Below are 25869 nucleotides of genomic sequence, written 5' to 3' on the forward strand. Positions count from 1 at the left end.
TTACGATATGATTCGGTGGTTCGCGTTTAAGGAAACCACTATGAAGCAAATCCGCCTGTTAGCTCAGTACTACGTTGATTTAATGGTAAAACTGGGACTCGTTCGTTTTTCACTGCTGCTGGCTTCGGTGCTGGTGTTGCTGGCGATGGTGGTGCAGATGGCCGTCACCCTGCTGCTCAGCGGGAAAGTGGAAAATATTGACGTCGTGCGCTCGGTCTTTTTCGGCTTGTTGATTACCCCGTGGGCCGTCTATTTCCTTTCCGTTGTGGTGGAGCAGCTCGAAGAGTCGCGTCAGCGTTTGTCGAAGCTGGTGGAGAAGCTGGAAGAGATGCGTCATCGCGATCTTGAATTGAACGAACAGCTTCAGGAGAACATCGCTCAGCTTAATCAGGAAATCGCCGATCGCATCAAATCGGAAGAGGCGCGTTTGCACGTGGTGAGCAAGCTGAAAGAAGAAATGTCCCGCCGTGAACAGGCGCAGATTGAGCTGGAGCAACAGTCCGCGTTATTACGATCCTTCCTCGACGCCTCGCCGGACCTGGTTTATTACCGCAATGAAGAAAAAGAGTTTTCCGGCTGCAACCGCGCGATGGAGTTGCTGGTGGGTAAAAGTCAGAAACAGCTGATCGGCCTGACGCCGCAGGACGTTTATCCGCAGGATATCGCTGAAAAAGTGATGGAAACGGATGAGAAAGTGTTCCGCCACAACGTTTCGCTGACGTATGAACAATGGCTGGTGTATCCGGACGGGCGCAAAGCCTGTTTTGAGTTGCGCAAGGTGCCTTTTTACGATCGCACGGGCAAGCGGCACGGGTTGATGGGATTTGGGCGCGATATAACGGAACGTAAGCGTTACCAGGACGCGTTAGAGAACGCCAGCAGGGAGAAGACCACGTTTATCTCAACGATCAGCCACGAGCTGCGTACGCCGCTTAACGGCATTGTCGGACTAAGCCGTATTTTACTGGATACGCAGCTTGACGCGGAACAGCAAAAGTATCTGAAAACCATTCACGTCAGCGCGATTACGCTGGGCAATATCTTTAATGACGTGATTGAAATGGATAAACAAGAGCGTCGCAAGGTGCAACTGGATAACCAGCCGATAGATTTCACCGGTTTTCTGGCCGATCTGGAGAATTTGGGCGGTCTGCTGGCGCAGCCGAAAGGGCTGAAGTTAATCATGGAGTTGCACCAGCCGCTGCCGCAGAAAATTATTACCGACGGCACTCGTCTGCGGCAGATTTTGTGGAATCTGCTCAGCAACGCCGTGAAATTCACCCCGCAGGGAAAAATCGTGGTGCGCGTATGGCATGAGCAAGGCGACCGCCTGCGCTTCGACGTCGAGGATTCCGGCATGGGGATCCCGGCGGATGAGTTGGAAAAAATCTTTGCCATGTACTATCAGGTAAAAGACCAGAACGGCGGCAAACCGGCGACCGGCACCGGAATCGGTCTGTCGGTGTCAAAACGTCTGGCGCAAAACATGGGCGGAGATATCCACGTGACCAGCGTTCAGGGCAAAGGTTCTTGCTTTACCCTGACGGTTACCGCGCCGGGCATTGAAGACGAACTCGGCAATCCGGATGATGATGAAATGCCGCTGCCGGCGCTGCATGTGCTGCTGGTGGAGGATATCGAGCTGAATGTGGTGGTGGCGCGTTCGGTGCTGGAAAAACTGGGCAGCAGCGTGGAAGTGGCGATGACCGGGCAGGAAGCGCTGGATATGTTCGATCCCGATGAGTTCGATTTGGCGCTGCTGGACATTCAGCTACCGGATATGACCGGGTTGGACGTCGCCCGTGAAATCCGCAGGCGTTACGCCAACCGCCGATTGCCGCCGCTGGTCGCGCTAACGGCCAACGTATTGAAGGATAAAAAAGAGTACCTGAACGCCGGCATGGACGACGTGCTCAGTAAACCGCTGTCGGTGCCGGCGCTGACGACGGTCATTAAACAATATTGGGATCATCAGGTTAGGGATGACGATGCGCCCGTTGCCGAAAAAAACCGCGTCGCGGCAGCGGCTAACGAAGATCTGCTGGATATTGCGATGCTGGAACAGTATCTGGAGCTGGTCGGACCCAAATTGATTTACCAGGGCCTGGATATGTTTGAACAAATGATGCCGGGGTATCTGGCTATTCTTGATTCCAACATGACGGCGCGCGACCAGAAAGGGATTACCGAAGAAGGACACAAGATTAAAGGCGCGGCGGGATCGGTCGGGCTTCGTCATTTGCAGCAGGTGGCGCAACAGATACAAACGGATACGCTGCCGGCCTGGTGGGATAATGTCCAGGAATGGATTGACGAACTCAAGCACGACTGGCGTCATGATGTTCAGGTGCTGAGAGATTGGGTGGCGTGTAAAAACAGCGGGAAAGAGGGTTAACGGTCAGAGAAGCCAGGGATGGCGGTCATGAAAAAAAATGACCCCGACCGAAGCCGGGGTGCGCGAATTATGCGCCAACACCAGGGAAAACAGGCACCTGCATTTAGATATCAGGGTTTGTGGACTCGCAAGTGCGGATATTCATACCTTAATTATTCTACATCTTCATCAAGCAACAAAATAGCAAAAGCGGCAACGTTAGTTAGAAGAATCATTAAAATGTGTGATGTAGATTAGTGTTTGTCAATTAAAAAATCAATTAGTTGATGTAATGAAATGAGGGAAAAGATCATGAAAAGAGTCGGCATTGTTCTCAGCGGGTGCGGTGTTTATGATGGTTCGGAGATTCATGAAGCCGTGCTGACGCTGCTTGCATTGGATAGAGCCGGGGCTGAAGCGGTTTGCTTTGCGCCGGATAAGCCGCAGTCTGATGTGGTGAATCACCTGACCGGCGACGTAACCAATGAGAATCGCAACGTTTTAGTTGAATCGGCGCGGATCGCCAGAGGGAAAATCCAACCGCTTTCCGCCGCTGATGCGCAACAACTCGATGCGCTGATTGTTCCCGGCGGTTTCGGTTCAGCAAAAAATTTAAGCGACTTCGCCGCTCAGGGAGCGGCCTGCGACGTTGATGAAAACCTGGAAATACTTACTCGTGAAATTCATAAGCAAAATAAACCAATTGGTTTTATTTGCATCAGTCCCGCGCTGTTGCCGCGGTTATTGGGCGAGCCGGTAAGAATTACAATTGGTAATGATATTAATACTGCTGAAATCATTGAAAAAATGGGTGGTATTCACGTTGCTTGCCCGGTTGACGACATTGTGGTCGATGCGGAACGCAAAATTGTCACCACGCCCGCTTACATGTTGGCCAACTCAATCAGTGAGGCGGCAAAGGGCATTGATAAGCTGGTCGCCCGCGTACTGGACTTGATTGAATGAGATCGAACCGCCGCGGCAACGGCCTTCTGATGCGCGTCAAACGTTGGGTCGTGCGCTGCCTGCTGGCCGTATTGGGACTGTGGCTGGCCGGCATACTGCTGTTCTCTTTCTTGCCGGTGCCGTTTTCCGCGGTGATGGTCGACCGTCAGATAAGCGCCTGGTTGCGCGGCGATTTTTCCTATGTCGCCCGTTCCTCCTGGGTCGGCATGGATGAGATTGCCCCCTCGATGGCGCTGGCGGTCATCGCCGCCGAAGATCAGAAATTCCCCCAGCACTGGGGCTTTGATTTTGATGCCATTAATTCGGCGCTCAGGCATAACGAACGCAATACGCAACGGATCCGCGGCGCCTCGACGCTGTCTCAGCAAATGGTGAAGAATTTGTTTTTGTGGGATGGCCGCAGCTGGCTGCGTAAAGGTCTCGAAGCCGGCATCACTTCAGGGGTCGAATTGGTATGGAGCAAACGACGTATCCTGACGGTATATTTGAATGTCGCGGAGTTTGGACCCGGTACCTTTGGCGTGGAAGCCGCGGCGAGGCGTTATTTCAATAAATCCGCCCATAGATTGACCGCCAGCGAAGCGGCCTTGCTGGCGGCCGTATTGCCCAATCCGATCCGTTTTCGCGTCGATGCGCCGTCCGGGTATGTGATTCAGCGCCAGCAGTGGATTTTACGTCAGATGCGCCAGATCGGCGGTGAAGAGTTTTTGCGTTCCAATGGGCTGAACTGAATGGGCCGGCTCAACTGATGAAGCTAAGCCGGCCTTACGCCTGTTTACCGCGCTCAAGGCGAGTCGCGTCGCTCCCCGCGACCTGATCGACGGCTTACCCTGAATTCGGCGTGGAAACCGCTGATGTCGCCATCAGCGGTCAGATTGTCGACTAAACCGGCGCTTATTGCAGGTAAGTAAATGCGGTGGTGACGTGTTTCACGCCGCTGACTTTACTGGCGATTTCAGCCGCGGACGCGCCTTCGCGCTGGGTAACCAGACCTAACAGGAAGACTTCGCCGTTTTCGGTGGTCACTTTCACGTTGGACGATTTAACCGTATCGCTTGCCAGGATCTGGGAACGAACTTTGGTGGTGATCCAGGTATCCATTGAGGCCGTTCCCAGCGAAACCGGGTTGCCCTGACGTATTTCGTTATACACTTCGCTCGCGCCTTCCACGCCTAGCGCGATTTGTTTGGCGCGGTTTGACAGTTCGGTGGTGGGCGCTTGCCCGGTCAGCAGAACTTTCCCCTGATAAGCGGTGGCGACGATGCGGGCGTCTTTTTTCAATTGCTCATCTTTGCCGATGGCATTGGTCACCCGCAGTTCCAGGGTGCCGTCATCGACCTGGGTTCCCACCGTGCGGGGGTCGGTGGCGGTTTTGGTGGCAACCGCGGCACTGCCAACAACTACCGCGCCAACACAGCCTTGTAACAAGAGGGCGATAGACAGCACGGCAAATGCAGAACTTATCCTCATGTAGTGCTCCTTAATCGTTCTGGTGTGGGAAAAGTGTGTTATCAATTAAATCGCACAGACAGTTGACTGTCAGCATGTGCATTTCCTGAATACGGGCGCTACGGTGGGAAGGAATGCGAATTTCCACATCCTGTGGACCCAGTAGCCCGGCCAGTTCGCCGCCATCATAACCGGTCAGGGCGACAATGCTCATGTCCCGGGTGACCGCCGCTTCCACCGCTTTGACGATATCCCGACTGTTTCCGCGGGTGGATATCGCGAGTAATACGTCGCCGGTTTGTCCCAATGCGCGAACCTGCTTGGCGTAGATCTCTTCATGCAGCCGGTCGTTGGCAATCGCAGTTAAGACCACATTATCCGCATTAAGTGCAATCGCCGGCAAACTCGGGCGTTCCGCTTCAAAGCGATTAATCATGCTGGCGGCAAAATGCTGAGAATTGGCCGCTGACGTTCCGTTGCCGCAGCACAGAATCTTATTGCCGTTCAACAGGCACTGCACCAGTACGATAGCCGCACGAGAGATGGCATCCGGCAGGGCTTCCGCCGCCGCAATCTGCGTCTGAATACTCTCAGTAAAACAAACTTTTATTCTATCCAGCACGTTAATTTAACCTACTTTAATTAGAGTCCGTGAATTAAGCGCCCCCGTGGCCGGACAATGTCGCCATAACGGGCTGACGCGGCCGCTAATCATGCGCTGTCCGTAGGCGGCGGCTTGCGGGATTATCAATGGCATCTCTCATCCCTGCGCGTTGAAAGCGTTAGGCAACCAGTTAATCTGGTCGCCGGTCATCGCCACTACGTCGAAACGGCAGTCCGCCGTCTCGAAACTGGCTCCGCGTTGCGCCAGCCAGACGGCGGCGGCATGAAGCAGGCGCTGCTGTTTTCGTCGGGTGACGCTGGCGGCGGCATCGCCAAAGTCGGCATTGCGCCGATAGCGAACCTCGACAAAAACCCAGGTTTGCCGGTCGCGCATAATTAAATCCAGCTCGCCGCCACGCAACGTGACATTGGACGCGGCAAAGGTCAAGCCGGCGCGTTCAAGATAGCGCCGGGCCTGACGCTCATAATCCGCGCCTGTCGCCCGGGTGTTCAGGATGCCGGCACCAACTGACCCTGGCGATATTGCAGCCAGGTCATTTGTCGGTTAATTACGCAGTCGGTCGTTGCGCTCAGCGTACCGGTCGCGCCGGCGACCTGATGGCCAGGCATCTGGCGCAGTTCGGCAAAGTGGCTGGATAGCTTCCAGGCGTCCATGCCCATGGCATAGAGGCGCACCAGTGAGTAATCATTTTTGAACTGGTTGCTTACCTGCTGCATCAGGGCCGGGTTGGCGCCCGCCAGCAACGGGATCTCGCTGAATTGCAGACCTTCCATTTCCAGACGGAAATCAGGGCCGCTGCCTGCCTGGAAGCTGCGCGAACTGGCATAGAGCGCGGGGCGCGAGCGTGAGGTGGTGCGCATATCGATCATCGGTTTAATCAATGACAGTTCATCCGGGGTGGCAATGATGTAGACCGCATCAATATTACCGCTGATGGATGAATCGATCACCGGCTCCACCTGAGACGGAATGGTTAAACCGCCTATGGTGGCGCCCGACGGCGTCGTCTGCGGCGTCAGGTTGACGGGTTGCCCGCTGAGTCTCAGACCGGCGCCGCTGTTGATCGCCTGTTTCAGCTCAATAGTGCTGCCCAGACGCTGTTGCAGCAGGGTGCCGCCGCCTTGCTGGCTCCAGGCCTGCGCAAACGCATTGACGATACGATCGCCGAGGTTTCCGCGTGGAACCAGCAATAACGGCTGCTGTTTGCCTTGCTGATGAATAAACTTGGCGGCGTCCCTGGCCTCATCTTCCGGCGATAAGGCGAAGTAGCAGATATTAGGGCTATTCTGCACGTGTTCAGGCTGGTTGAGCGCCAGAATACTCAAGGGAGAGTGGTTGGCGGCCAGCTGTTCCACTTCGTTTTTCAATAACGGCCCGATGACGAGAGACGCGCCGTCCTGCTGCGCCTGAGTCAATACGTTCGCTAAAGGCTGTGATGATGTGTCATACACTTTGACCGGCAGCGAACTGGGCAGGGGCGTAGACGACTGCGCGGCGGGCGGATTAATCTCACCGCTGTATTCCGCCGGAGGCTCCGCGTTTTGTCCATATTGGTCGTTCTGAACAGCATGTTCATCCTGATCGCCGGCGCCCTCGGCGTTTGGAACCGGCGTCGCGCCGGGTTGATAGCCGCTGTCCGCTGCGGTTTGCGCCGCCGGCAGTGAATCGGCTATCGCGGCCTGACCGTTTTTAGCCGCGTTAAACCCTTGCTGGATGGCGTTGGCGAATACCTGCGCCTGACCGTTTAACGGCAGCAGCAGCGCGATACCACTGACCTGCGACGGGTGAAAATCGGTAAACTGCACCAACTGTGTCGGCAGCGTTTGCGCCGCCGGATGACGCGGATAACGGGTCCGCCAATCCTCAATCGCCGATTTTAGCTGATCGGGGGACTGGCGATTATTCTGATAAGTGCCAAGCAGATCGATCCAGCCCTGAAGAACGTTCTCATCGGCGTTAATCAGCAGAGCGCCTGACGCCTGGGGCGTCATCTGCACCAGCGCCAGCCAGGTTTGGTCGATATTCGATTGGCGGGCGGCGCTATCCTGCAACAAGGGTTCCTGAGCAATATAGGCGCGCAGCAAGGTCGCCGACGGCTGGCCCTGGTTCGCCAGAATTTGCGCATCATAGTAACGAAGCTGCTGTTGGGCGGACAACGCGCCCACCTCCAGTTGGCTTAACGCCTGATTGGCGGCGGCCATATTGCGCTGCGCCGCGGATAGCTCCGCGCTCAGTAATTGCCGTTCTTGCTTTTGCGCGGCGCTTAAATCGGTCGGCAATGCGCTAAACTGCTGGCTTGCCTGCGGCACTTTGCCTTCCTGCAATAAGGCGCGAATCGCGAGTAATTGCCAGGCAGTCTTGTTATTATCGCCGCTTTGCTGCATCTGTTGCAGATAATAATCGGCAGATGCGCCGGCCTTGCCCTGAACTTCGGATGGCGGGCTTTGCGGCGCCTGACTTGGACAGCCTGCAAGAAACAGCGCCGTTAACAGAACAGGAATAATGCGCCCTGCTTGAGTACGGACGAAACGAAAGGAAAGCATACTGTATCCAATGGTTTTTTTTAAAGATGCTCAATATTAAATCGGCAACCCGGATGAAACAATGAATCAAGACCAACAAGCAGATATTTCTGCATCAACCCTTTACATTGTCCCCACGCCGATTGGCAATCTGGGGGATATCACCCAGCGAGCCCTGGACGTGCTACGGCGCGTCGATTTGATTGCCGCAGAGGATACCCGTCATACCGGCCTGTTGTTACAACATTTTGCAATTAATGCACGGCTGTTCGCATTACACGACCACAATGAACAGCAGAAAGCGGAGTCGGTATTGGCAAAATTGCAGGCAGGGCAAAGCATCGCGCTGGTTTCCGACGCGGGTACCCCGTTGATTAACGATCCCGGCTATCACCTGGTGCGTCGCTGCCGCGAGGCGGGGATCCGCGTTGTGCCGCTGCCGGGCGCCTGCGCGGCGATTACCGCGCTTTCCGCCGCGGGTCTGCCTTCCGATCGTTTTTGCTATGAAGGTTTTCTGCCGGCAAAAACCAAGGCGCGTAAAGATACGCTGCGTGAACTGTCGGAAGAGCCGCGTACCCTGATTTTTTATGAGTCTACCCACCGGCTCCTGGACAGTTTGCAGGACATAACCGACGTGCTGGGGCCGCAGCGTTATGTGGTGCTGGCGCGCGAAATCACCAAAACCTGGGAATCGATTCACGGCGCGCCGGTAGGCGAGCTGCTGGCCTGGGTGAAGGAAGACGAGAATCGCCGCAAGGGCGAGATGGTATTGATTGTCGAAGGCCATCAAGCGGATGCCGAAGCGCTGCCGGCCGAGGCCTTACGCACTTTATCCCTGTTGCAGAAAGAACTGCCTTTGAAAAAGGCGGCCGCGTTAGCCGCGGACATTCACGGCGTGAAAAAGAACGCGTTGTATAAGTATGCTCTCGAACAGCAGGAAGGGTGACAGGTAAAGTAAAACACTATACAATCCGCGCCGGAGTTGACCAGACAGTCGCCGCTTCGCTGCCGTCCCTTCGGGGAGACAGGCGGAGGGGAGGAAAGTCCGGGCTCCATAGGGCAGGGTGCCAGGTAACGCCTGGGAGGCGCAAGCCTACGACAAGTGCAACAGAGAGCAAACCGCCGATGGCCCGCGAAAGCGGGATCAGGTAAGGGTGAAAGGGTGCGGTAAGAGCGCACCGCGCGGCTGGCAACAGTTCGCGGCACGGTAAACTCCACCCGGAGCAAGGCCAAATAGGGGTTCGCATGGTACGGCCCGTACTGAACCCGGGTAGGCTGCTTGAGCCAGCGAGCGATTGCTGGCCTAGATGAATGACTGTCCACGACAGAACCCGGCTTAACGGTCGACTCCCTTCATTTCATGACGCCCCGTTTCGGCGGGGTCGTCTTTGATCGAACAGGCGGTGATGCATGACTGTCCACGACGCTATTGCTGAAAGCGTGGGGCTTCACGGTTAACGCCAGCTATTTTTATACGGTCAGCCTGTATTTCACCAAGCAAGTTGACCGTTTTTTTATCTCTCCGCTTCCCTTCAAATTTATTGATGTTCTTCATCACGGATATCTGACTTTTTCTCATGCGTAAAAGGCGTACAGTAATCGCCATAACGTGCTGTTGCACGACGCCGATATGATTAAGGATACTGTTATGAATAACGCTTCCCGTATGCCCGCGCTGTTCCTCGGTCATGGCAGCCCGATGAACGTGTTGGAGAACAATCCCTATACTCAGGCATGGCAGACGCTGGGGAAAACATTACCGCGCCCTAAAGCCATTGTTGCCGTTTCCGCGCATTGGTACACCCGCGGCACGGCGGTGACGGCGATGGAAAAGCCCAGGACAATTCATGATTTCGGCGGTTTTCCGCAGGCGTTGTTTGATACGGAATATCCGGCGCCGGGTTCGCCTGAACTGGCCGAAAAAATTCAACACCTTCTGGCGCCGATCCCGGTGGCGGCGGATCGCGGCGAATGGGGACTGGATCACGGTTCCTGGGGCGTGCTGATAAAAATGTACCCACAGGCGGACATTCCGGTGGTGCAGCTTAGCGTGGACGGCACGCAGCCTGCCGAGTACCACTATCAACTGGGGCGTAAGCTGGCGGCGCTGCGTGACGAGGGGATCATGATCGTCGCCAGCGGCAATGTGGTGCATAACCTGCGGATGGTCAAATGGGACGGCGCGGCGGAGCCTTATCCCTGGGCGATCTCGTTCAATCAGTTTGTCCGAGATAACCTGACCTATCAGGGAGACAATCACCCGCTGATAAACTTTATGCAGCATGAGGGCGCGGCATTGTCCAATCCGACGCCCGACCACTATCTGCCGCTGCTGTACGTGCTGGGAAGCTGGGATGGCAAAGAAGCGATGAGCATTCCGGTGGACGGCATTGAAATGGGGTCGTTGAGTATGCTGTCGGTGCAGGTGGGTTGAGCATTGATGCGCAGACAGGCACGGGGCAAACCGTGCCTTAACGTCGTCAGTCCAGAATGATGTGCGGATAGAAGCGCGACAAATCCTGGGTAATCAGATCCCGATCCTCGCGCATACCGATGCCGCAAGGTTGATCATTCACCAGCCAACTGCCGATCAGCGTATAACTGTCGCCGAATTTCGGCAGTGGATGATACTGCTGGATAATTTTGCCTTCTTCACCATACGGCCCGCCGACGGCGGCAATCTCCTTGCCGTTTTCCACAATTTGAATATTGGCGCCTTCGCGTGAAAACAGCGGCTTGATGACGTAATTCTCCAGCGCCGGGTGCTCATCTTCGGTGAAGTAAGCGGGGAGCAGATTCGGGTGATTCGGGAACATCTCCCACAGCATGGGCAGCAACGCTTTATTGGAAATAATGCTCTTCCAGGCCGGTTCCAGCCAGCGTACACCGGCATCTTCAAGCTTGGTGGAAAACATCTCTCTGAGCATGAATTCCCACGGGTAGAGCTTAAACAGGTTGCTGATGACCTGATTTTCCAGATCGGTAAACTGGCCTTTTTCGCCGAGGCCAATCTCATCGATATAAAGGAACTCGCTCGGCAAGCCGGCTTCCAGCGCGCAATCCTGCAAGTATTGCACCGTACCGCGATCTTCCTCGGTATCCTTACAGCAGGTGAAATGCAGCAGATTAAACCCGTGATTAAGTTTCAGATCTTCAAATCGTTCGATCAGTTTTTCCTGAATGCTGTTGTACTGATCGGCGGTTTGCGGCAGTTGCCCGGCTTTGATTTGATCTTCCAGCCACAGCCATTGGAAAAATGCCGCTTCATAGAGCGACGTCGGCGTATCGGCGTTGTTTTCCAGCAGCTTGGCCGGCGTCTTGCCATCATAGGCCAGATCAAGACGCGAATAGAGCGATGGCTGATGGGTGCGCCATGACTGTCGGACGAATTCCCATGTGTGTTTGGGAATGCGGAATTTGCTCAGCAGTTGTTCGCTATCGATGACTTTCTCCACCACCTGCAAACACATCTGATGCAGTTCCGCGGTGGTGTCTTCCAGCTCTTCAATTTGCGCCAGCGTGAACTGATAATAAGCCTCTTCGCACCAGTAACGTTCCCCATACATGGTATGAAACTGGAAGCCGAACTCCGTAGCCTTTTCACGCCAGTCCGGGCGCTCTTTTATTTCAATCCGTTTCATTAAACAGGTCCTCAGCCCCCCATGGAGCGGGTAGAGCCGGAAGCGCTGCTGCGCTGCATGGTAGCCTGTTTGGCTACCGTTTCGCCAAATCCGCCGCGGGTGATGGTGGAGGTGGTGGCCGGCTTCGGCGCCAGCGCCGTTTTCGGCACGTTAATCGTGCGGCCCGTGGTCGCGTTGCCGTAGTTTTTACCGCTGGCGTCAACAAATTGACCGTTGGCCGGGCTGGTCGGCGATTTTGAGGTAAACAGCGGCTGTTGCGCATAACCGGCGCCGCCGCCCATCATTCTGCCCATCATGTAACCCGCCATCAGCGGCATCCAGAAACTGCCGCTCTGTTGCGATTCCGCGGCCGCGCCTACCCCGGCCTGCGCGGGCGCCGGCGCCTGGGTACATTGCGCTTCGCCGAACTCGGCGACGCAGTCTTCACGGGTGGCGTATTTAGGCGCGGTTTTTTCCGCTTCTTTCAGCGCGTTATTGTAAGCCGTGGTGCATTGCTCGCCTAAGGAGGGATTGGCGCGCGAACAGTCATCGGCATTCTGATAAAGAGAAACCGTTTCATCAGCCTGCTCACAGCCGGCCAGGACAAATACCGTACTGACCGCAAGCGCGACGGGCGCCAGACGATACATCCGCCACCCCTTACGGAACGTTTCCTGATTGATATTTTTGGTACGTTTCATCGTGTTATCCCAGAGAAAAGACATCAAGCCCAATGATTGACAATTGCGCTTAAGAATAGGGGAAGGCGGTCTGAATTTAAAGCGTCAATGGCGGTAACCCGGCGACTCTTTACGTTGCTATACATTCGGTTGTGCGGTGCTTCGCTTTATCGGCCGGACGGGCAGGATAACCCGCCATAAAAAAGGGGAACACCCGGTTCCCCTGATTCGCAATGCTTAACGATTACTGACGCGGCGCAGCGGATGTCGTTTGGAGCAATGACGCGCTGCCGCTGCCGTCTGTGACCGGCGGCGTGGTTGAAACCGGCTGACCTAAAGCGGCATTCAGCGCTTGCAGATCGCTTTCATTCAACGTGCCCAGCGCGGATTTAATGTTCAACTGATTAATCAGGTAATCATAACGGGCGCTGGAAAGCTGTTGTTTGGCGTTATATAGCGTCGTCGTGGCATCCAGCACATCGACAATGGTTCGCGTACCGACCTGATAGCCCGCTTCCATCGCATCGAGAGAGCTTTGCGCCGAAACTTCAGCCTGCTTATACGCGTTGATGCTGCTGATAGACGCCGAAATGTTATTAAATGAAGAGCGTACGGTCTGAACCACTGAACGGTGGGCGCTTTCCAGCAGTTCGCTGGCGCTGACGAAACTGTGCTGCGCCTGTTTCACCTGCGAACTGGTCGCGCCGCCGCTGTAGAGCGGGAGGTTAAAGCTGACGCCGACCTTATTCTGCCCGATATCGCTGTCGTTATAGGAATTGCCGCGGGCATTCGAACCGGAATAGCGGGTATCGCTGACGCTGCTGGAGGCGGTCAGATCGAGCGTCGGCATGTGACCCGTCTGGGCATAGCGGATTTGCTCACGCGCCAGATCCTGACTCAGACGGGCGGACAACAGGTTCAGGTTGCGGTTTTCCGCTTCTTTCAACAGAACGTTGACGCCGCCGGGCGTCTGGGTGGAAAACCGTTTGATGTCCAGGCCCGCCAACTGCGGGTAAAAATTACCGCTGACCTGACGCAGCGCTTCCAGATTATTATCCAGCGTATTGCGGGCCAGCACTTCGTTGGCAAGGACGTTATCATATTCGGCGCGGGCGTTTTGCACGTCGGTAATCGCCACCAGCCCGACATTATAACGCTGGGTCGTCTGATCCAACTGGCGATAAATCGCCTGCTTCTGAGCGCCGATGTAAGACAGGGAATCAATGGCGCGCAGTACGTTGAAATAGGCGGTCGCCGTATTCAGGATAAGATTCTGCTGGGCCGTCTGGAAGGTGACGTCTTCAATCCCGGCCTGTTTTTCCTGCAAGGTCAGCGCGCGCCATTTAGACATATCAAACAGCGTCTGGGTTAACTGTAATGATGCGCTTTTGACATCATTGTTAATGCCGTTGCTATCTCGAAAACCATCGGTATAGGTATAATCCGCGCCTAAACCCAATTGCGGCAGCAATGGGCTTCGTGCTTCATTGATCTTTTCAAACGCGGCATCGCGGGTGGCTGCTGAGCTACGTAAGTCTGGATTGGTATTTTTCGCTTGTTGGTATACCTGTAACAGGTTTTCCGCCTGACTCATTAAGCTAAAACCGCTCAGGCTCAAACCAATAAGAAGAGGGAGCAATTTCTTCATTTGCGTTCCTTGTTGTACAGCAATGTCGCTATGATAACGCCGTCTATAGACGAATAGTTTTCGATTCTATCAGAATCTGCCAATAGGATGAGGTAACTGAACGTGCCATATTTCCTGAAGTCAGCCCCGATTAGGAGGGCTTCTGCGCCATTCGGAGCCGATGTCGCAGCGCCTTTATGCACATCAGTTTGCACCTGCCGCACGACAACGGTCCAGACTAAATCGCCCTGTTGGGAAAGATTCCGGAATTATGTAAATTTACCACAAACAAGCGCGAGTATGATGACAGGGATTTTCGCCCTACAATGATCGGTTCCATCGATACCCGTTACAGGAGTTTAATCATGGCGTCTTCAGTATCCAGTCCGGTTACCTTTAGTAAAGATGATGTAGAAATTATTGCACGTGAAGAATTATACAAAGGTTTTTTTTCACTGATACGCTATCGTTTCCGTCATCGCCTGTTTAATGGTGAAATGAGCGGCGAGGTCAGCCGCGAGATACTCGAGCGCGGACACGCGGTCGTTCTGTTGCCCTATGACCCGGTGCGCGACGAGGTGGTCTTGGTTGAACAGATTCGTATCGCCGCGTACGACAGCAGCGTGTCCCCCTGGCTGCTGGAACTGGTGGCGGGCATGATTGAACCGGGTGAAAGTCTGGAAGATGTCGCGCGGCGGGAAGCGCAGGAAGAGGCGGGTCTGGTCGTCGGCCGTTGCCGGCCGATCGTCAACTATCTTGCCAGCGCGGGTGGCACCAGCGAGCGTCTGGCTGTTATGGTAGGGGAAGTGGATACCCGAACCGCGGCGGGGATCCATGGCCTGGCGGAAGAAAATGAAGATATCCGGGTGCATGTGGTCAGCCGTGAACAGAGTTATCAATGGGTTGAAGAAGGGATTATCGATAACGCGGCGTCCGTCATTGCCTTGCAATGGTTGGCGTTGCACCATAAAAAACTGAGAAACGAGTGGGTGGATTGAATTTATGAAGCGCTATACCCCGGATTTCCCGGCAATGATGAGGCTATGCGAAACCAATTTCATGCAATTACGGCGTTTGCTGCCCCATATAGACGAAGTCGGTGAAACCGCGGTTTATCGCGTTCATAATGCCGTTTATCGCTTAACTATCCTTGAGTCAACCCGTTACACCTCGTTGGTCAAGATTCAGCAGACCGCCCCGGCGGTGAGCTACTGGAGTCTGCCAATGATGACCGTCAGGTTGTATCATGACGCGCTGGTTGCGGAAGTGTGTGCGAGTCAGCAGATCTTCCGCTTCAAGGCACGTTATGATTATCCGAATAATAAGTTACATCAACGTGACGAAAAGCATCAAATTAATCAGTTTCTTGCTGATTGGCTAAAATATTGTTTGGCGTATGGTTCGATGTCGATCCCAGTTTTTGATACCCAATAGATTCAATGTGTAAAGCCAGCGCATCTGCGACTTGAAAGATGACGGGTATAGACAGATTTAAGTAACCAAGGACACCATCATTTGGAAAGCCTGTTGACACTTCCTGTGGCGAGTGGCGCCAGAATCAGGATTTTACAAATAACAGATACCCACCTTTTTGCCGGTGAACATGAAACGCTGCTTGGTGTTAACACATACCACAGTTATCACGCCGTGCTGGATGCGATACAGGCGCAGCAACATGCGTTCGATTTGATCGTCGCCACGGGCGATTTGGCGCAGGATCACTCGCTGGAGGCCTATCGCCACTTCTCTCGCGGCATCAGACAGTTGTCCGCGCCTTGCGTGTGGCTGCCGGGCAACCACGATTTTCAGCCGGCGATGTTCGATACGCTGGCTGAAGAGGGGATTGCGCCGTCCAAACATGTGCTGGTGGGCGATAAATGGCAGATTATCCTGCTGGACAGCCAGGTGTTCGGCGTGCCGCACGGCGAACTGAGCGATTATCAACTCGAATGGCTTGAGCGCAGTCTGCAAAGCCAGCCGGATCGTTTTACCCTGCTATTACTGCACCACCATCCTCATCCTTCGGGCTGTACCTGGCTCGATCAACACAGCTTGCGCAACGCGCATAATCTGGCCGCGGTGTTGGCCCGCTATCCGCTGGTGAATACCGTTTTATGCGGGCATATTCATCAGGAGCTCGATCTCGACTGGCACGGCAAACGCCTGCTGGCCACGCCGTCCACCTGCGTTCAGTTTAAACCGCACTGCACGAATTTCGCCATTGACGATGTCGCGCCCGGCTGGCGTTATCTGGACTTGCTGCCGGATGGCGGGCTGGAAACCGAGGTGTTTCGTCTGGAAGGCAATGATTTCTTGCCCGATATGGATTCGGACGGTTACTGATGCCGGCTTTACTCTATCTGCATGGCTTCAACAGTACGCCCGACTCGGCGAAAGCGACGGCGCTGAAGACGTGGCTGGCGCGCCGTCATCCCGATATCGAGATGCTGGTGCCGCAGCTGCCGCCGTATCCGGCCGACGCGGCCGAGCTGATGGAGTCGCTGGTGATGTCGCGGGCCGGTAGTCCGCTGGGCATTGTTGGCTCTTCTCTCGGCGGTTATTATGCCACCTGGCTGTCTCAATGCTTTACCTTACCCGCCGTGGTGGTGAATCCGGCGGTGAAGCCGTTTGAGCTATTGCTTGATTATTTGGGCGAATATCAGAACCCCTACACCGGCGAACAATATGTGCTAGAGTCTCGGCACGTTTACGATCTGAAGGTCATGCAGGTTGAACCGTTGGAGTCGCCCGATTTGTTGTGGCTGCTGCTTCAGACCGGGGATGAAGTTCTGGATTATCGGCAGGCCCTGGATTATTACCGGGACTGTCGCCAAACGGTGGAATCAGGGGGCAATCATGCCTTTGTCGAATTTGAGCGCTTTTTTTCACCCATAGTGAATTTTTTGGGGCTCGCGACGGACTGAGCATCAGGGTGCCGGCAGCGACGATCGCGACAGCGTAACATGGCGGTTGTCGGTCATTCGTTTGTGAATAACGCGCATCGGTACCGTTCGCCACTTTTCATTTAAAACAACGAATTAAATCAAACCATGACGCAATCAAGTTATAACGCTGATGCGATTGAAGTACTCAGCGGTCTGGAACCGGTGCGCCGTCGTCCGGGCATGTACACCGATACTTCGCGCCCTAACCATCTGGGGCAAGAGGTCATAGACAACAGCGTCGATGAGGCGCTGGCAGGCCATGCCCGCCGTATCGATGTGATTCTGCACGCCGATCAGTCGCTGGAAGTGATTGACGACGGCCGCGGGATGCCGGTGGATATCCACCCCGAAGAAGGGGTGCCGGCCGTCGAGCTGATCCTGTGCCGGTTACATGCCGGCGGTAAATTCTCCAATAAAAATTACCAGTTTTCGGGCGGCCTGCACGGCGTGGGGATCTCGGTGGTCAACGCGCTGTCTTCACGCGTTGAAGTCACGGTGCGGCGCGATGGTCAGGTGTACGACATGGCGTTCGAGAACGGCGATAAAGTGCAGGATCTCACCGTTACCGGCACCTGCGGTCGTCGCAATACCGGTACCCGCGTGCATTTCTGGCCGGATGAAAAATTTTTCGATAGCCCGCGCTTTTCCGTTTCCCGTCTGACGCACCTGCTGAAGGCCAAGGCGGTGTTGTGTCCCGGCGTTGAAATCGTTTTTAAAGATAAACTCAATAATACCGAGCAGCGCTGGTGCTATCAGGACGGGCTGAAAGATTACCTGTGCGAAGCGGTGAACGGTTTGATCACCCTGCCGGAAAAGCCGTTTCTGGGCGCGATAGCCGGCGATACCGAGGCGGTGGACTGGGCGCTGCTGTGGTTGCCCGAAGGCGGGGAACTGCTGACGGAAAGCTACGTCAACCTGATCCCCACCCCGATGGGCGGCACCCACGTCAACGGTTTGCGCCAGGGGCTGCTGGACGCCATGCGCGAATTCTGCGAATTTCGCAATATTCTGCCGCGCGGCGTGAAGCTGAGCGCCGACGATATCTGGGAGCGCTGCGCCTACGTGCTGTCGGTAAAAATGCAGGATCCGCAGTTTGCCGGACAGACCAAAGAGCGGCTGTCCTCGCGCCAGTGCGCGGCATTTGTTTCCGGGGTGGTGAAAGATGCGTTCAGCCTGTGGTTGAACCAGAATATCCAGACGGCGGAACAGTTGGCCGAACTGGCGATAGCCAGCGCTCAGCGCCGTATGCGCGCCGCCAAAAAAGTGGTGCGTAAAAAGCTGACCAGCGGCCCGGCGCTGCCCGGCAAACTGGCGGATTGCACCTCGCAGGATTTGAATCGCACCGAGCTGTTCCTGGTGGAAGGGGACTCGGCGGGCGGGTCGGCCAAGCAGGCGCGGGAACGTGAGTTTCAGGCCATCATGCCGCTTAAGGGCAAAATCCTGAACACCTGGGAAGTCTCTTCCGATGAGGTGCTGGCCTCGCAGGAAGTTCACGACATTTCGGTCGCGATCGGCATCGACCCCGATAGCGACGACCTGAGTCAGTTGCGCTATGGCAAGATCTGTATTCTGGCGGATGCGGACTCCGATGGGTTACACATCGCCACGCTGCTGTGCGCCTTGTTCGTGCGCCATTTCCGTTCGGTGGTGAAGGGCGGGCATGTGTATGTGGCGATGCCGCCGCTGTATCGCATCGACCTCGGCAAGGAAGTGTATTACGCCCTGGATGAAGAGGAAAAAGCGGGCGTGCTGGAACAGCTCAAGCGTAAAAAAGGCAAGCCCAACGTACAGCGTTTTAAAGGGTTGGGTGAAATGAACCCGCTGCAATTACGGGAAACTACGCTGGATCCGAATACCCGTCGCCTGGTGCAGTTGACGATTAACGACGACGACATCGACCAGACGATGGCGATCATGGACATGCTGCTGGCGAAGAAACGCGCCGAAGACCGCCGCAACTGGTTGCAGGAAAAAGGCGATAAGGCGGAAATCGAAGTCTGATGCTGACCCGCGTCATTCAGCCGCTACGGGTTGACGCGACGGGCGGATAACTGGCGTCGCGGTCTCAGGGGGAACGTTGATGAAAGTGACGCTTGAGGAGTTGCAGGCTTTTGTGGCGGTGGTCGATACCGGTTCGATTACCGCCGCGGCGGAACAGGTCGGTCAGACGACGTCCGGCATCAGCCGGGCATTGCGACGCCTTGAGGGCAAACTGGGTACCACGCTGCTGCATCGCACCACCCGGCGGCTGGCGCTGACGGAAGAAGGCGCCATGTTTCTTCAGCATGCGCGCGACGTGATCCGCGCGGTGGAACATGCGGAGGAGCAGGTGGCGTTGCGCCGCGATCAACCCTGCGGCCGGTTGCGCATCAATGCGGCTTCGCCGTTCATGCAGCACGTGATTATTCCCCTTATTCCCGAATTTCGTCGTCGCTACCCGCAGATCATGCTGGAACTGAACAGTGACGATTTCATTATCGATTTACTGGAGCAGCATACGGATATCGCCATTCGCATCGGCGTTTTAAAAGACTCCAGTATTCACGCCCGCGCATTGGGCGCGACGCGCTTGCGCGTGCTGGCCAGCCCGGATTATTTGCGCCGTCACGGCACGCCGATGAGCGTCGACGATCTGTCTTCGCATAGCTGCCTGGGCTTTACACAGTTGGAATGGCTGAATAACTGGCCGCTGCGGGACGGCAGCCGCGAATTTTATCCCATCTCGCCGGCGTTGGCCGCCTCAAACGGCGAAATGCTGCGTCAGTTGGCGCTGCGTGGCGAAGGCATTGTGCGACTGTCGGATTTTATGACCCATGAGGATCAGGCCGCCGGGCGTCTGGTTCAGGTTCTGACGCCTGAAACGGTGGACGTGCGGATGCCGATCAACGCGGTTTATTACCGGCATACGGCGTTGGCGGCGCGTATAAGCTGCTTTTTGGATTTCCTCAGTGAGAAAATAGCGCAACAGCCGCTTTAGGCCGCGGATGTCACGCCGATGTCGAAGACGCGCCGTCAGGCAAAAACGTTTGCCAGATGCCGGCGATAGCGGGCGATATTGTTCTCCACATCCGGGGATTTGATCACATCGTTGCAGATAAACGTCGGCAGCGGCGATAGGCCGATAAACTGATTAGCCTTATGGAACGGCAGATACACGCCGTCCACCCCGACGCCGTGGAAAAACTGTTGCGGGTCGGTAAAGGCTTCCAGCGGCGCATTCCAGGTCACGGAAAGCATATATTTTTTACCCTGCAACAGGCCGCCGGAACCATACTTTTTGCTGCTGTCGGCGCGGGTGCGGCCGTCGCTGGCATACAGCAAGCCGTGGCCGGTGGTGAAAACCTCATCGACGTATTTTTTCAGTATCCACGGCACATCCATCCACCAGCCGGGCATCTGATAAATGACGGCATCGGCCCACAGGTAATTCTGGATTTCCTGCTCGATGTCGTAACCCTGATCGACCCAGGTGACCCGCACATCGCGGCCTTGCCCCTGTAACTCGGTAATCGCGGCCTCGGTCAGGGTTTTGTTGAGTTTGCCGGTGGAGTGGCCGAATGCTTTTCCTGCATGAATAATCAATATGTTATGCATCAGTGACTCGCTTGTCGTTGGTCTTGCCCGCAACGGGGAATAGAGATTAAGTCTGGCTGATTTTTAGCGCCGGAAATAGATGCGCCATGTCACAACACTCTTGACTGCGGCGCAACAATCTCGCTGGCGGTCGATGGCAAGCGGGAAAGAGGAAAGCACGCCGCGTGATGCGGAATAAGGGACAGGCATGCGGCGCATCGCTTATTCCTGTGGAGAAGAAGGGAGGAAACCGATCGGTTCCCTCCCTCGGGGGTTAATCAGAAATCGACATTGACGCCCAACTGGAAGGTGCGGCCCGGCGCGATGGATAGCTGCTGGTTGTAGTAGTTGATATCGCTGGCGCTGTTGCTGGCAGGCGCTTCGATATTACGGCTGGTTTGATAATCCCAGTATTTGCGATCCGTCAGATTGTAGATGCCGCCGCTAAGCCTCACGTTTTGGGACACGCGATAGTAAGCGGTCAAATCCACCAGCGCATAACCCGGTATATGCATAAAAGTATAATCCTCAGAACCCAGGTTGTTCCCGCTGGAGGGGAGTTTGCGGCCAGTCGCGTAGGTGGCGGTTTTGCCCTTGTTGAAGGTGGCGATCAGCGCGGCGCCGTAGGTGCTGGACGGATCGTCATAGGCGATCCCCACTACGGCTTTTTGTGGCGTTACCGAGTCGAGATTGATGTAAGAGTCCCCGTTGGCGCTGGATTTTGACGCCCCATCGGTATAACCATAGGCCAGACGGGCGCTGAAGCCGTTCGCCTGCTCGAACCAGGTGCCGAGGTTGAATTTGGCGCTGATTTCACCGCCATAGATATAGGCTTTATCACGGTTCTCGGTCAGATAAAGCGTGCTGAGGCTACTCGGCACGTTGGCGAACAGGGCCGGATTATCGGCGCGGCGGTAGTAACCGTTGGCGATAAAGTTTTTGTAATCACTGTAGAAGGCCGACGCGCTCAGCGTAACCCCTTCCACAATCTGGCCTTTCAACCCCAATTCGTAGTTATCGCTGGTTTCGGTTTTCAAGTCCGGATCGCTCAGCACGGCGTAGCTGCTGGAGGTGCCGAAATAGCCGAGCGCCCAGGAACCGTACAGTTGCCCGTCGGTAGGGAACTGGGCGCCGCGCCGGTATTGGAGGTAGGCCATCAGATCGGGCGTGAGGTTGTACTGGAAAGCGATGGACGGCATAACCTGACCGTCGGCATTGGTGCCATACATGCCGGCGGCTTCATCTGACGTCACATTGCCATTGGTGTTGGTAAACAGATTGGAAGCATTTTTCGGTTCGGCGTGCTGCCAGGCGAAGCGTATCCCCGGCACTACCGAGAATTCGCGGCCGGCCAGCTCCCAGGTGATTTTGTCCTGTACGAAAGCCCCCAGATTGATGATCTCGCTGTCCGCTTGCGGACGCCCCAGGTCAATGTTCAATCCGTCTGTCGCCAGATTTTCCGCGGTGAATGGACGTTCCGTTTCCGACTGGCGGGCATTGAAGCCGTAGCTGAAACTGTGGTTGCGCCACTCCTTAGTCGCTTTGCTTTCCAGACCAAAGGTTTTGGTGTCATAGTCGCTCCAGACGGAAGTCGGCGTGGAGGCATCGGTGACGGTATAGTCGTGCGCTTCGGTCTGGCTATAGAACAGTTTGGTGTTCAGGCTGTCGAACAGCGCGAAATCTTCCGGCGTATAGAGATCCGCCAGACTAAATCCCCAGCGACGGGTCTGATTGTCCTGATATGAAGTACTGCCATCAAGCGAAGAGACGCCCCTTGAGTTCATTGTCCAGGTTGGGTAATTAGCGTGATTGGTTTTATGGTAATAATCTACGGTGGCGGTGAACTGGTGCGCATGAGTCGCTTGCCAGATGCCGGACGCCAGCACAGCATTGGAGTGCCAGTTGGCTGGGGTACTGTCGATTGTGGCGTCGCGCTGGTTTTCGGTTTCATTGCCATCGCGACGGCTGACGACGATAACGCCGCGCAGATAGTCGTCGCCGCCAACTGCGGTAATGCCGTTGTGAAAGCTACGGTTGGAAGAATCATAACCGCCCTGGTAACCGAAATAGCTGTGCTTGTCTGAGTTGAGATAATCATTGGCGGATTTTGGTTTGAAAGAGACCGAACCGCCTAGCGCGTTGTTGCTGTTGGCGACCGACGTGGCGCCGGACTCGATCTCCACCGAACCGTACAGGTACGGGTCAAGATAGTCGCCGCGGCCAATGCCGGTGCTGCCCGTTTGGCGGCGGCCGCTCACCGTGGATGTGCCGCGATCGGTGGCTGATGGTAGTTCAACGCCGTCGATATCAATGGAAACCCGGTTGTTTTCCAAACCCCGAATGTTGTAGCCGCTGGCGCCGCCGCGGTCATAGCTGCTTTTGCCCGCGCTGACGCCGCTGGTGACGCCCGGCGCGCTAATCAGCGGCTGGTAGCGCATAATGGCGCCGAAATCATTGCCGCCTTCTTTCTGCATATCGCTGGCGGTGATGGTGGTCTTGGTGCCGGCTTCTTTCTCGACTTTGGGAGAATACACCGTCATCGTCTCGCCTGTTGATTCGGATTCGCCGGCCGCATCTTTAGCCGACGTTCGGTTATCCGCGGCGGCGCTGTTTAACGCCGTGCCTGCCAGGATCCCGGTGAGCATGATTTTTCTAAGATTCTTATTGATTAACATAGTGATACTCTATTGGTAGGCAACTGTCCGACCAGCGACCAAAGCCTGATAACGCTGGCAATCAACTTCAGCAGGAATGACGTCAGAGTTTGTTAACGACGCAAAAAAATGTCGTAATGATAACTGTTATCAAACAGTAAAAGTTATCATTCGCTTTTTCAATTATGGTTTTATTAAAAACTCTTAATGAAAATCTCTTGTTGCCGATATTTTCTGGCATGCGCGCTCTTCAGGCATTCAGGCGAACGCGCCGCATTACCGGCCGTCTTTAAGATTGCCGGCCTTTGTTCTCTGTGACAGAAGCCCGCCGGATAAGGTACTATTCCCGCCAAACATACCGCTGTGTAGCGTGTCGGAAAGAGCAATAATCGCGCTGCGATGTGAGGAAATAAGATAAATGAGTGAGATGACGCATGATGGCGCTGAAAGCCTGGCGCTGCACACGTTTACTGAAAATGCGTACCTGAACTACTCCATGTACGTCATCATGGATCGGGCGTTGCCGTTTATCGGCGATGGCCTGAAGCCGGTACAGCGCCGTATTATTTACGCCATGTCGGAGCTGGGGCTGAATTCCAGCGCCAAATTCAAGAAATCAGCCCGTACCGTCGGCGACGTGTTGGGTAAATATCATCCGCACGGCGACAGCGCCTGTTACGAAGCGATGGTATTGATGGCGCAGCCGTTCTCCTACCGTTATCCGCTGGTGGATGGTCAGGGGAACTGGGGGGCGCCGGACGATCCGAAATCATTCGCCGCGATGCGTTATACCGAATCCCGGTTGTCTAAATACGCGGAAACCCTGCTCTCCGAACTGGGTCAGGGTACGGTTGACTATGTGCCGAACTTCGACGGTACGATGCAGGAGCCGAAAATGCTGCCTGCCCGTCTGCCGAACATACTGCTTAACGGCACCACCGGCATTGCCGTCGGGATGGCGACCGACATCCCGCCGCACAATATCCGCGAAGTCGCCGCCGCCGCCGTCGCCTTGATTGATAAACCCGGCGCCTCTCTGGATGACTTGTTGCAGTTCGTTCACGGGCCGGATTTCCCGACGGAAGCGGAAATCATTACCCCGCGCGAGGAAGTGCGTAAAATTTACCAGAACGGCCGGGGTTCGGTGCGTATGCGCGCCGTCTGGAAGAAAGAAGACGGCGAAGCGGTGATTACCGCGCTGCCCCATCAGGTTTCCGGCGCCAAGGTATTGGAGCAGATCGCCAGTCAGATGCGCGCTAAAAAGTTGCCGATGATTGAAGATCTGCGCGATGAATCGGATCACGAGAATCCGACGCGTTTAGTGCTGGTGCCGCGCTCCAACCGCATCGACCTGGATCAGGTGATGAACCATCTGTTCGCCACTACCGATCTGGAAAAAAGTTACCGCATCAATATGAATATGATCGGTCTGGATGGCCGCCCCGGCGTCAAGGGGCTGGTGGAAATCCTGAGCGAATGGTTGGTGTTCCGCCGTGATACCGTGCGTCGCCGCTTGAGTTATCGGCTGGAGAAGGTGCTCAAACGTCTGCATATTCTGGAAGGGTTGCTGATCGCATTTCTGAATATTGATGAAGTGATCCACATCATCCGCACGGAAGATGAACCCAAGCCGGTATTGATGCGTCAGTTCAGCCTGAGCGAAACCCAGGCCGAAGCGATCCTGGAACTGAAGTTACGCCATCTGGCCAAGCTGGAAGAGATGAAAATCCGCGGCGAGCAGGACGATCTGGCGAAAGAGCGCGACCATTTGCAGGCCTTGCTGGCATCCGAACGTAAGCTGAGCAACCTGCTGAAAAAAGAAATTCAGGCGGATGCCCAGACCTATGGCGACGACCGCCGCTCGCCGCTGAAGGAACGCGCTGAAGCGAAAGCCATGAGCGAGCATGATTTTGTGCCGTCGGAACCGGTCACCATCGTGTTGTCGGAAATGGGGTGGGTGCGCAGCGCCAAAGGGCATGACATCGATCCCGCAGGATTAAATTACAAAGCGGGCGACAGCTACCGTTCCGCCGCCAGGGGTAAAACCAACCAGCCGGTGGTATTCATCGACTCGACCGGCCGCAGCTATGCGCTCGATCCGCTGACGCTGCCGTCCGCGCGCGGCCAGGGGGAACCCTTGACCGGCAAGCTGACGCCGCCGCCCGGCGCGACTATTGAGCATGTGCTGATGGCCGCGGACGATCAGCCGCTGCTGATGGCCTCTGACGCCGGCTACGGTTTTGTCTGCACCTTTAACGACCTGGTGGCGCGTAACCGCGCGGGCAAAGCGATTATCACGCTGCCGGACAACGCTAAGGCGTTGACCCCGATTGAAATCCACGGCGAGGATAATACCTTGCTGGCGATCACCGCTTCCGGCCGGATGTTGCTGTTCCCGGTGTCCGACCTGCCGCAGTTGTCGAAAGGGAAGGGCAATAAGATCGTCTCTATTTCATCAGCGGATTTCGCCAGTGGCAAGGATCGTTTGAGTTGGCTGCTGCTGTTGCCGCCGCAGTCGTCGGTAACCTTGTACTTCGGTAAGCGCAAACTGATTCTGCGCCCGAACGACCTACAGAAATACCAGTCTGAACGTGGCCGTAAAGGCACGCTGCTGCGCGGCCTGCAACGTATCGATCGCATTGACGTCGATGCGCCGAAGCGAGCCGGCGACGGCAGCAGCGAAGAATAACCCTCCGCCTAAGGTTCGGGCGGCAATCTTTATTGATGCCGCCCCTCCGCCAACCACAATGGTAAAACTGATAATTGCGTTCAAGGAATCACCGTGTGTTTTATAGCAAAATAGCTATACTAGCGGCGGCAGTTGGCTAATTGAG

The 25869-nt window shown here is 55.5% G+C and carries 21 protein-coding genes and 1 other RNA gene; 13 read left to right on the forward strand and 9 right to left on the reverse strand.

From position 1 onward, the window contains the following. The first annotated feature begins 40 nt into the window (after nt 1-40). From arcB to mtgA, 3 genes are all read left to right on the forward strand, one after another. A complete protein-coding gene (arcB, locus tag ABRZ28_RS16245; protein ID WP_319605188.1) occupies nt 41-2395 on the forward strand; it encodes an aerobic respiration two-component sensor histidine kinase ArcB in 2355 nt (784 codons plus the stop codon). A gap of 291 nt (nt 2396-2686) precedes the next feature. Continuing rightward, a complete protein-coding gene (elbB, locus tag ABRZ28_RS16250; protein WP_330520906.1) occupies nt 2687-3340 on the forward strand; it encodes an isoprenoid biosynthesis glyoxalase ElbB in 654 nt (217 codons plus the stop codon). Next, entirely contained in the window at nt 3337-4071 is a 735-nt protein-coding gene (mtgA, locus tag ABRZ28_RS16255) for a monofunctional biosynthetic peptidoglycan transglycosylase (RefSeq protein ID WP_319605190.1), read from the forward strand. The genes elbB and mtgA overlap by 4 nt, the downstream gene beginning before the upstream one ends. 163 nt (nt 4072-4234) lie before the next feature. Here mtgA and dolP read toward each other — a convergent pair whose 3' ends face one another. The 4 genes from dolP to ABRZ28_RS16275 all read right to left on the reverse strand — a co-directional run bounded on the left by dolP (nt 4235) and on the right by ABRZ28_RS16275 (nt 7957). Further along, the gene (gene dolP / locus ABRZ28_RS16260; RefSeq protein ID WP_319605191.1) at nt 4235-4810 is read right to left on the reverse strand and encodes a division/outer membrane stress-associated lipid-binding lipoprotein; all 576 of its coding nucleotides are present in this window, start codon (nt 4808-4810) and stop codon (nt 4235-4237) included. Nucleotides 4811-4820: 10 nt separating this feature from the next. Continuing rightward, entirely contained in the window at nt 4821-5411 is a 591-nt protein-coding gene (diaA, locus tag ABRZ28_RS16265) for a DnaA initiator-associating protein DiaA (RefSeq protein ID WP_319605192.1), read from the reverse strand. Between the two features lie 138 nt (nt 5412-5549). Then, on the reverse strand, nt 5550-5906 hold the full coding sequence (locus tag ABRZ28_RS16270) for a YraN family protein (RefSeq protein ID WP_319605246.1): 357 nt from the start codon (nt 5904-5906) through the stop codon (nt 5550-5552). Continuing rightward, nucleotides 5903-7957: a penicillin-binding protein activator gene (locus ABRZ28_RS16275; RefSeq protein WP_319605193.1), complete on the reverse strand. Its 2055-nt coding sequence runs from the start codon at nt 7955-7957 to the stop codon at nt 5903-5905. The genes ABRZ28_RS16270 and ABRZ28_RS16275 overlap by 4 nt, the downstream gene beginning before the upstream one ends. Before the next feature lie 61 nt (nt 7958-8018). Here ABRZ28_RS16275 and rsmI point away from each other — a divergent pair, with 61 nt between their 5' ends. The 3 genes from rsmI to ygiD all read left to right on the forward strand — a co-directional run bounded on the left by rsmI (nt 8019) and on the right by ygiD (nt 10370). Then, a complete protein-coding gene (gene rsmI / locus ABRZ28_RS16280) occupies nt 8019-8882 on the forward strand; it encodes a 16S rRNA (cytidine(1402)-2'-O)-methyltransferase (protein WP_319605194.1) in 864 nt (287 codons plus the stop codon). A gap of 32 nt (nt 8883-8914) precedes the next feature. Further along, nucleotides 8915-9291, forward strand: an RNA gene (gene rnpB / locus ABRZ28_RS16285) — RNase P RNA component class A. 293 nt (nt 9292-9584) lie between these two features. Then, nucleotides 9585-10370, forward strand: a complete 786-nt coding sequence (ygiD, locus tag ABRZ28_RS16290) for a 4,5-DOPA-extradiol-dioxygenase (RefSeq protein ID WP_330520907.1) — start codon at nt 9585-9587, stop codon at nt 10368-10370. A gap of 46 nt (nt 10371-10416) precedes the next feature. On the opposite strand, the gene ABRZ28_RS16295 is transcribed toward ygiD, so the two are convergent. The 3 genes from ABRZ28_RS16295 to tolC form a co-directional block, all read right to left on the reverse strand. Beyond that, complete coding sequence (locus tag ABRZ28_RS16295) at nt 10417-11577, reverse strand: glutathionylspermidine synthase family protein (protein ID WP_319605196.1); 1161 nt, start codon at nt 11575-11577, stop codon at nt 10417-10419. An 11-nt stretch (nt 11578-11588) separates the two neighbouring features. After that, nucleotides 11589-12257 (reverse strand): DUF1190 family protein, encoded by a 669-nt coding sequence (locus ABRZ28_RS16300; protein WP_319605197.1) that lies wholly within the window; start codon nt 12255-12257, stop codon nt 11589-11591. Between the two features lie 223 nt (nt 12258-12480). Beyond that, complete coding sequence (gene tolC / locus ABRZ28_RS16305) at nt 12481-13884, reverse strand: outer membrane channel protein TolC (RefSeq protein WP_330520908.1); 1404 nt, start codon at nt 13882-13884, stop codon at nt 12481-12483. 344 nt (nt 13885-14228) lie between these two features. Between tolC and nudF the strand changes: the two genes are divergently transcribed. The 6 genes from nudF (at nt 14229) to ABRZ28_RS16335 (ending at nt 19785) form a co-directional block, all read left to right on the forward strand. Continuing rightward, nucleotides 14229-14861 carry an ADP-ribose diphosphatase gene (gene nudF / locus ABRZ28_RS16310; RefSeq protein WP_319605199.1) on the forward strand — a complete coding sequence of 211 codons (633 nt, stop codon included), beginning with the start codon at nt 14229-14231 and terminating at the stop codon, nt 14859-14861. A gap of 4 nt (nt 14862-14865) precedes the next feature. Continuing rightward, on the forward strand, nt 14866-15297 hold the full coding sequence (locus ABRZ28_RS16315) for a DUF1249 family protein (RefSeq protein ID WP_330520909.1): 432 nt from the start codon (nt 14866-14868) through the stop codon (nt 15295-15297). Nucleotides 15298-15378: 81 nt separating this feature from the next. After that, entirely contained in the window at nt 15379-16206 is an 828-nt protein-coding gene (gene cpdA, locus ABRZ28_RS16320) for a 3',5'-cyclic-AMP phosphodiesterase (RefSeq protein ID WP_319605201.1), read from the forward strand. Further along, the gene (gene yqiA, locus ABRZ28_RS16325; protein ID WP_319605202.1) at nt 16206-16787 is read left to right on the forward strand and encodes an esterase YqiA; all 582 of its coding nucleotides are present in this window, start codon (nt 16206-16208) and stop codon (nt 16785-16787) included. Before cpdA ends, yqiA begins: the two co-directional genes overlap by 1 nt. 126 nt (nt 16788-16913) lie before the next feature. Further along, nucleotides 16914-18809: a DNA topoisomerase IV subunit B gene (gene parE / locus ABRZ28_RS16330; protein WP_319605203.1), complete on the forward strand. Its 1896-nt coding sequence runs from the start codon at nt 16914-16916 to the stop codon at nt 18807-18809. A gap of 79 nt (nt 18810-18888) precedes the next feature. Further along, a complete protein-coding gene (locus ABRZ28_RS16335; RefSeq protein WP_330520910.1) occupies nt 18889-19785 on the forward strand; it encodes a LysR substrate-binding domain-containing protein in 897 nt (298 codons plus the stop codon). 35 nt (nt 19786-19820) lie between these two features. Here ABRZ28_RS16335 and ABRZ28_RS16340 read toward each other — a convergent pair whose 3' ends face one another. Together ABRZ28_RS16340 and ABRZ28_RS16345 are read right to left on the reverse strand one after the other, a co-directional pair. Next, nucleotides 19821-20402 (reverse strand): NAD(P)H-dependent oxidoreductase, encoded by a 582-nt coding sequence (locus ABRZ28_RS16340; protein WP_330520911.1) that lies wholly within the window; start codon nt 20400-20402, stop codon nt 19821-19823. 257 nt (nt 20403-20659) lie between these two features. After that, nucleotides 20660-23056: a TonB-dependent hemoglobin/transferrin/lactoferrin family receptor gene (locus tag ABRZ28_RS16345; RefSeq protein WP_330520912.1), complete on the reverse strand. Its 2397-nt coding sequence runs from the start codon at nt 23054-23056 to the stop codon at nt 20660-20662. Nucleotides 23057-23453: 397 nt separating this feature from the next. Here ABRZ28_RS16345 and parC point away from each other — a divergent pair, with 397 nt between their 5' ends. Further along, nucleotides 23454-25724, forward strand: coding sequence for a DNA topoisomerase IV subunit A (parC, locus tag ABRZ28_RS16350; protein WP_330520913.1), 2271 nt, complete (start codon nt 23454-23456; stop codon nt 25722-25724). Nucleotides 25725-25869 lie beyond the last annotated feature (145 nt).

Origin of the sequence: Brenneria sp. g21c3 (genome assembly GCF_040240345.1) — a bacterium.
GTDB lineage: Bacteria > Pseudomonadota > Gammaproteobacteria > Enterobacterales > Enterobacteriaceae > Brenneria.

Excerpts from the sequence above, each read along its gene's own strand:
- arcB (WP_319605188.1), top strand. The coding sequence starts at position 41 with ATGAAGCAAATCCGCCTGTTAGCTCAGTACTACGTTGATTTAATGGTA.
- elbB (WP_330520906.1), top strand. The coding sequence starts at position 2,687 with ATGAAAAGAGTCGGCATTGTTCTCAGCGGGTGCGGTGTTTATGATGGT.
- mtgA (WP_319605190.1), top strand. The coding sequence starts at position 3,337 with ATGAGATCGAACCGCCGCGGCAACGGCCTTCTGATGCGCGTCAAACGT.
- dolP (WP_319605191.1), bottom strand. The coding sequence starts at position 4,810 with ATGAGGATAAGTTCTGCATTTGCCGTGCTGTCTATCGCCCTCTTGTTA.
- ABRZ28_RS16275 (WP_319605193.1), bottom strand. The coding sequence starts at position 7,957 with ATGCTTTCCTTTCGTTTCGTCCGTACTCAAGCAGGGCGCATTATTCCT.
- rsmI (WP_319605194.1), top strand. The coding sequence starts at position 8,019 with ATGAATCAAGACCAACAAGCAGATATTTCTGCATCAACCCTTTACATT.
- ygiD (WP_330520907.1), top strand. The coding sequence starts at position 9,585 with ATGAATAACGCTTCCCGTATGCCCGCGCTGTTCCTCGGTCATGGCAGC.
- ABRZ28_RS16295 (WP_319605196.1), bottom strand. The coding sequence starts at position 11,577 with ATGAAACGGATTGAAATAAAAGAGCGCCCGGACTGGCGTGAAAAGGCT.
- ABRZ28_RS16300 (WP_319605197.1), bottom strand. The coding sequence starts at position 12,257 with ATGAAACGTACCAAAAATATCAATCAGGAAACGTTCCGTAAGGGGTGG.
- tolC (WP_330520908.1), bottom strand. The coding sequence starts at position 13,884 with ATGAAGAAATTGCTCCCTCTTCTTATTGGTTTGAGCCTGAGCGGTTTT.
- nudF (WP_319605199.1), top strand. The coding sequence starts at position 14,229 with ATGGCGTCTTCAGTATCCAGTCCGGTTACCTTTAGTAAAGATGATGTA.
- ABRZ28_RS16315 (WP_330520909.1), top strand. The coding sequence starts at position 14,866 with ATGAAGCGCTATACCCCGGATTTCCCGGCAATGATGAGGCTATGCGAA.
- yqiA (WP_319605202.1), top strand. The coding sequence starts at position 16,206 with ATGCCGGCTTTACTCTATCTGCATGGCTTCAACAGTACGCCCGACTCG.
- parE (WP_319605203.1), top strand. The coding sequence starts at position 16,914 with ATGACGCAATCAAGTTATAACGCTGATGCGATTGAAGTACTCAGCGGT.
- ABRZ28_RS16335 (WP_330520910.1), top strand. The coding sequence starts at position 18,889 with ATGAAAGTGACGCTTGAGGAGTTGCAGGCTTTTGTGGCGGTGGTCGAT.
- ABRZ28_RS16340 (WP_330520911.1), bottom strand. The coding sequence starts at position 20,402 with ATGCATAACATATTGATTATTCATGCAGGAAAAGCATTCGGCCACTCC.
- ABRZ28_RS16345 (WP_330520912.1), bottom strand. The coding sequence starts at position 23,056 with ATGTTAATCAATAAGAATCTTAGAAAAATCATGCTCACCGGGATCCTG.
- parC (WP_330520913.1), top strand. The coding sequence starts at position 23,454 with ATGAGTGAGATGACGCATGATGGCGCTGAAAGCCTGGCGCTGCACACG.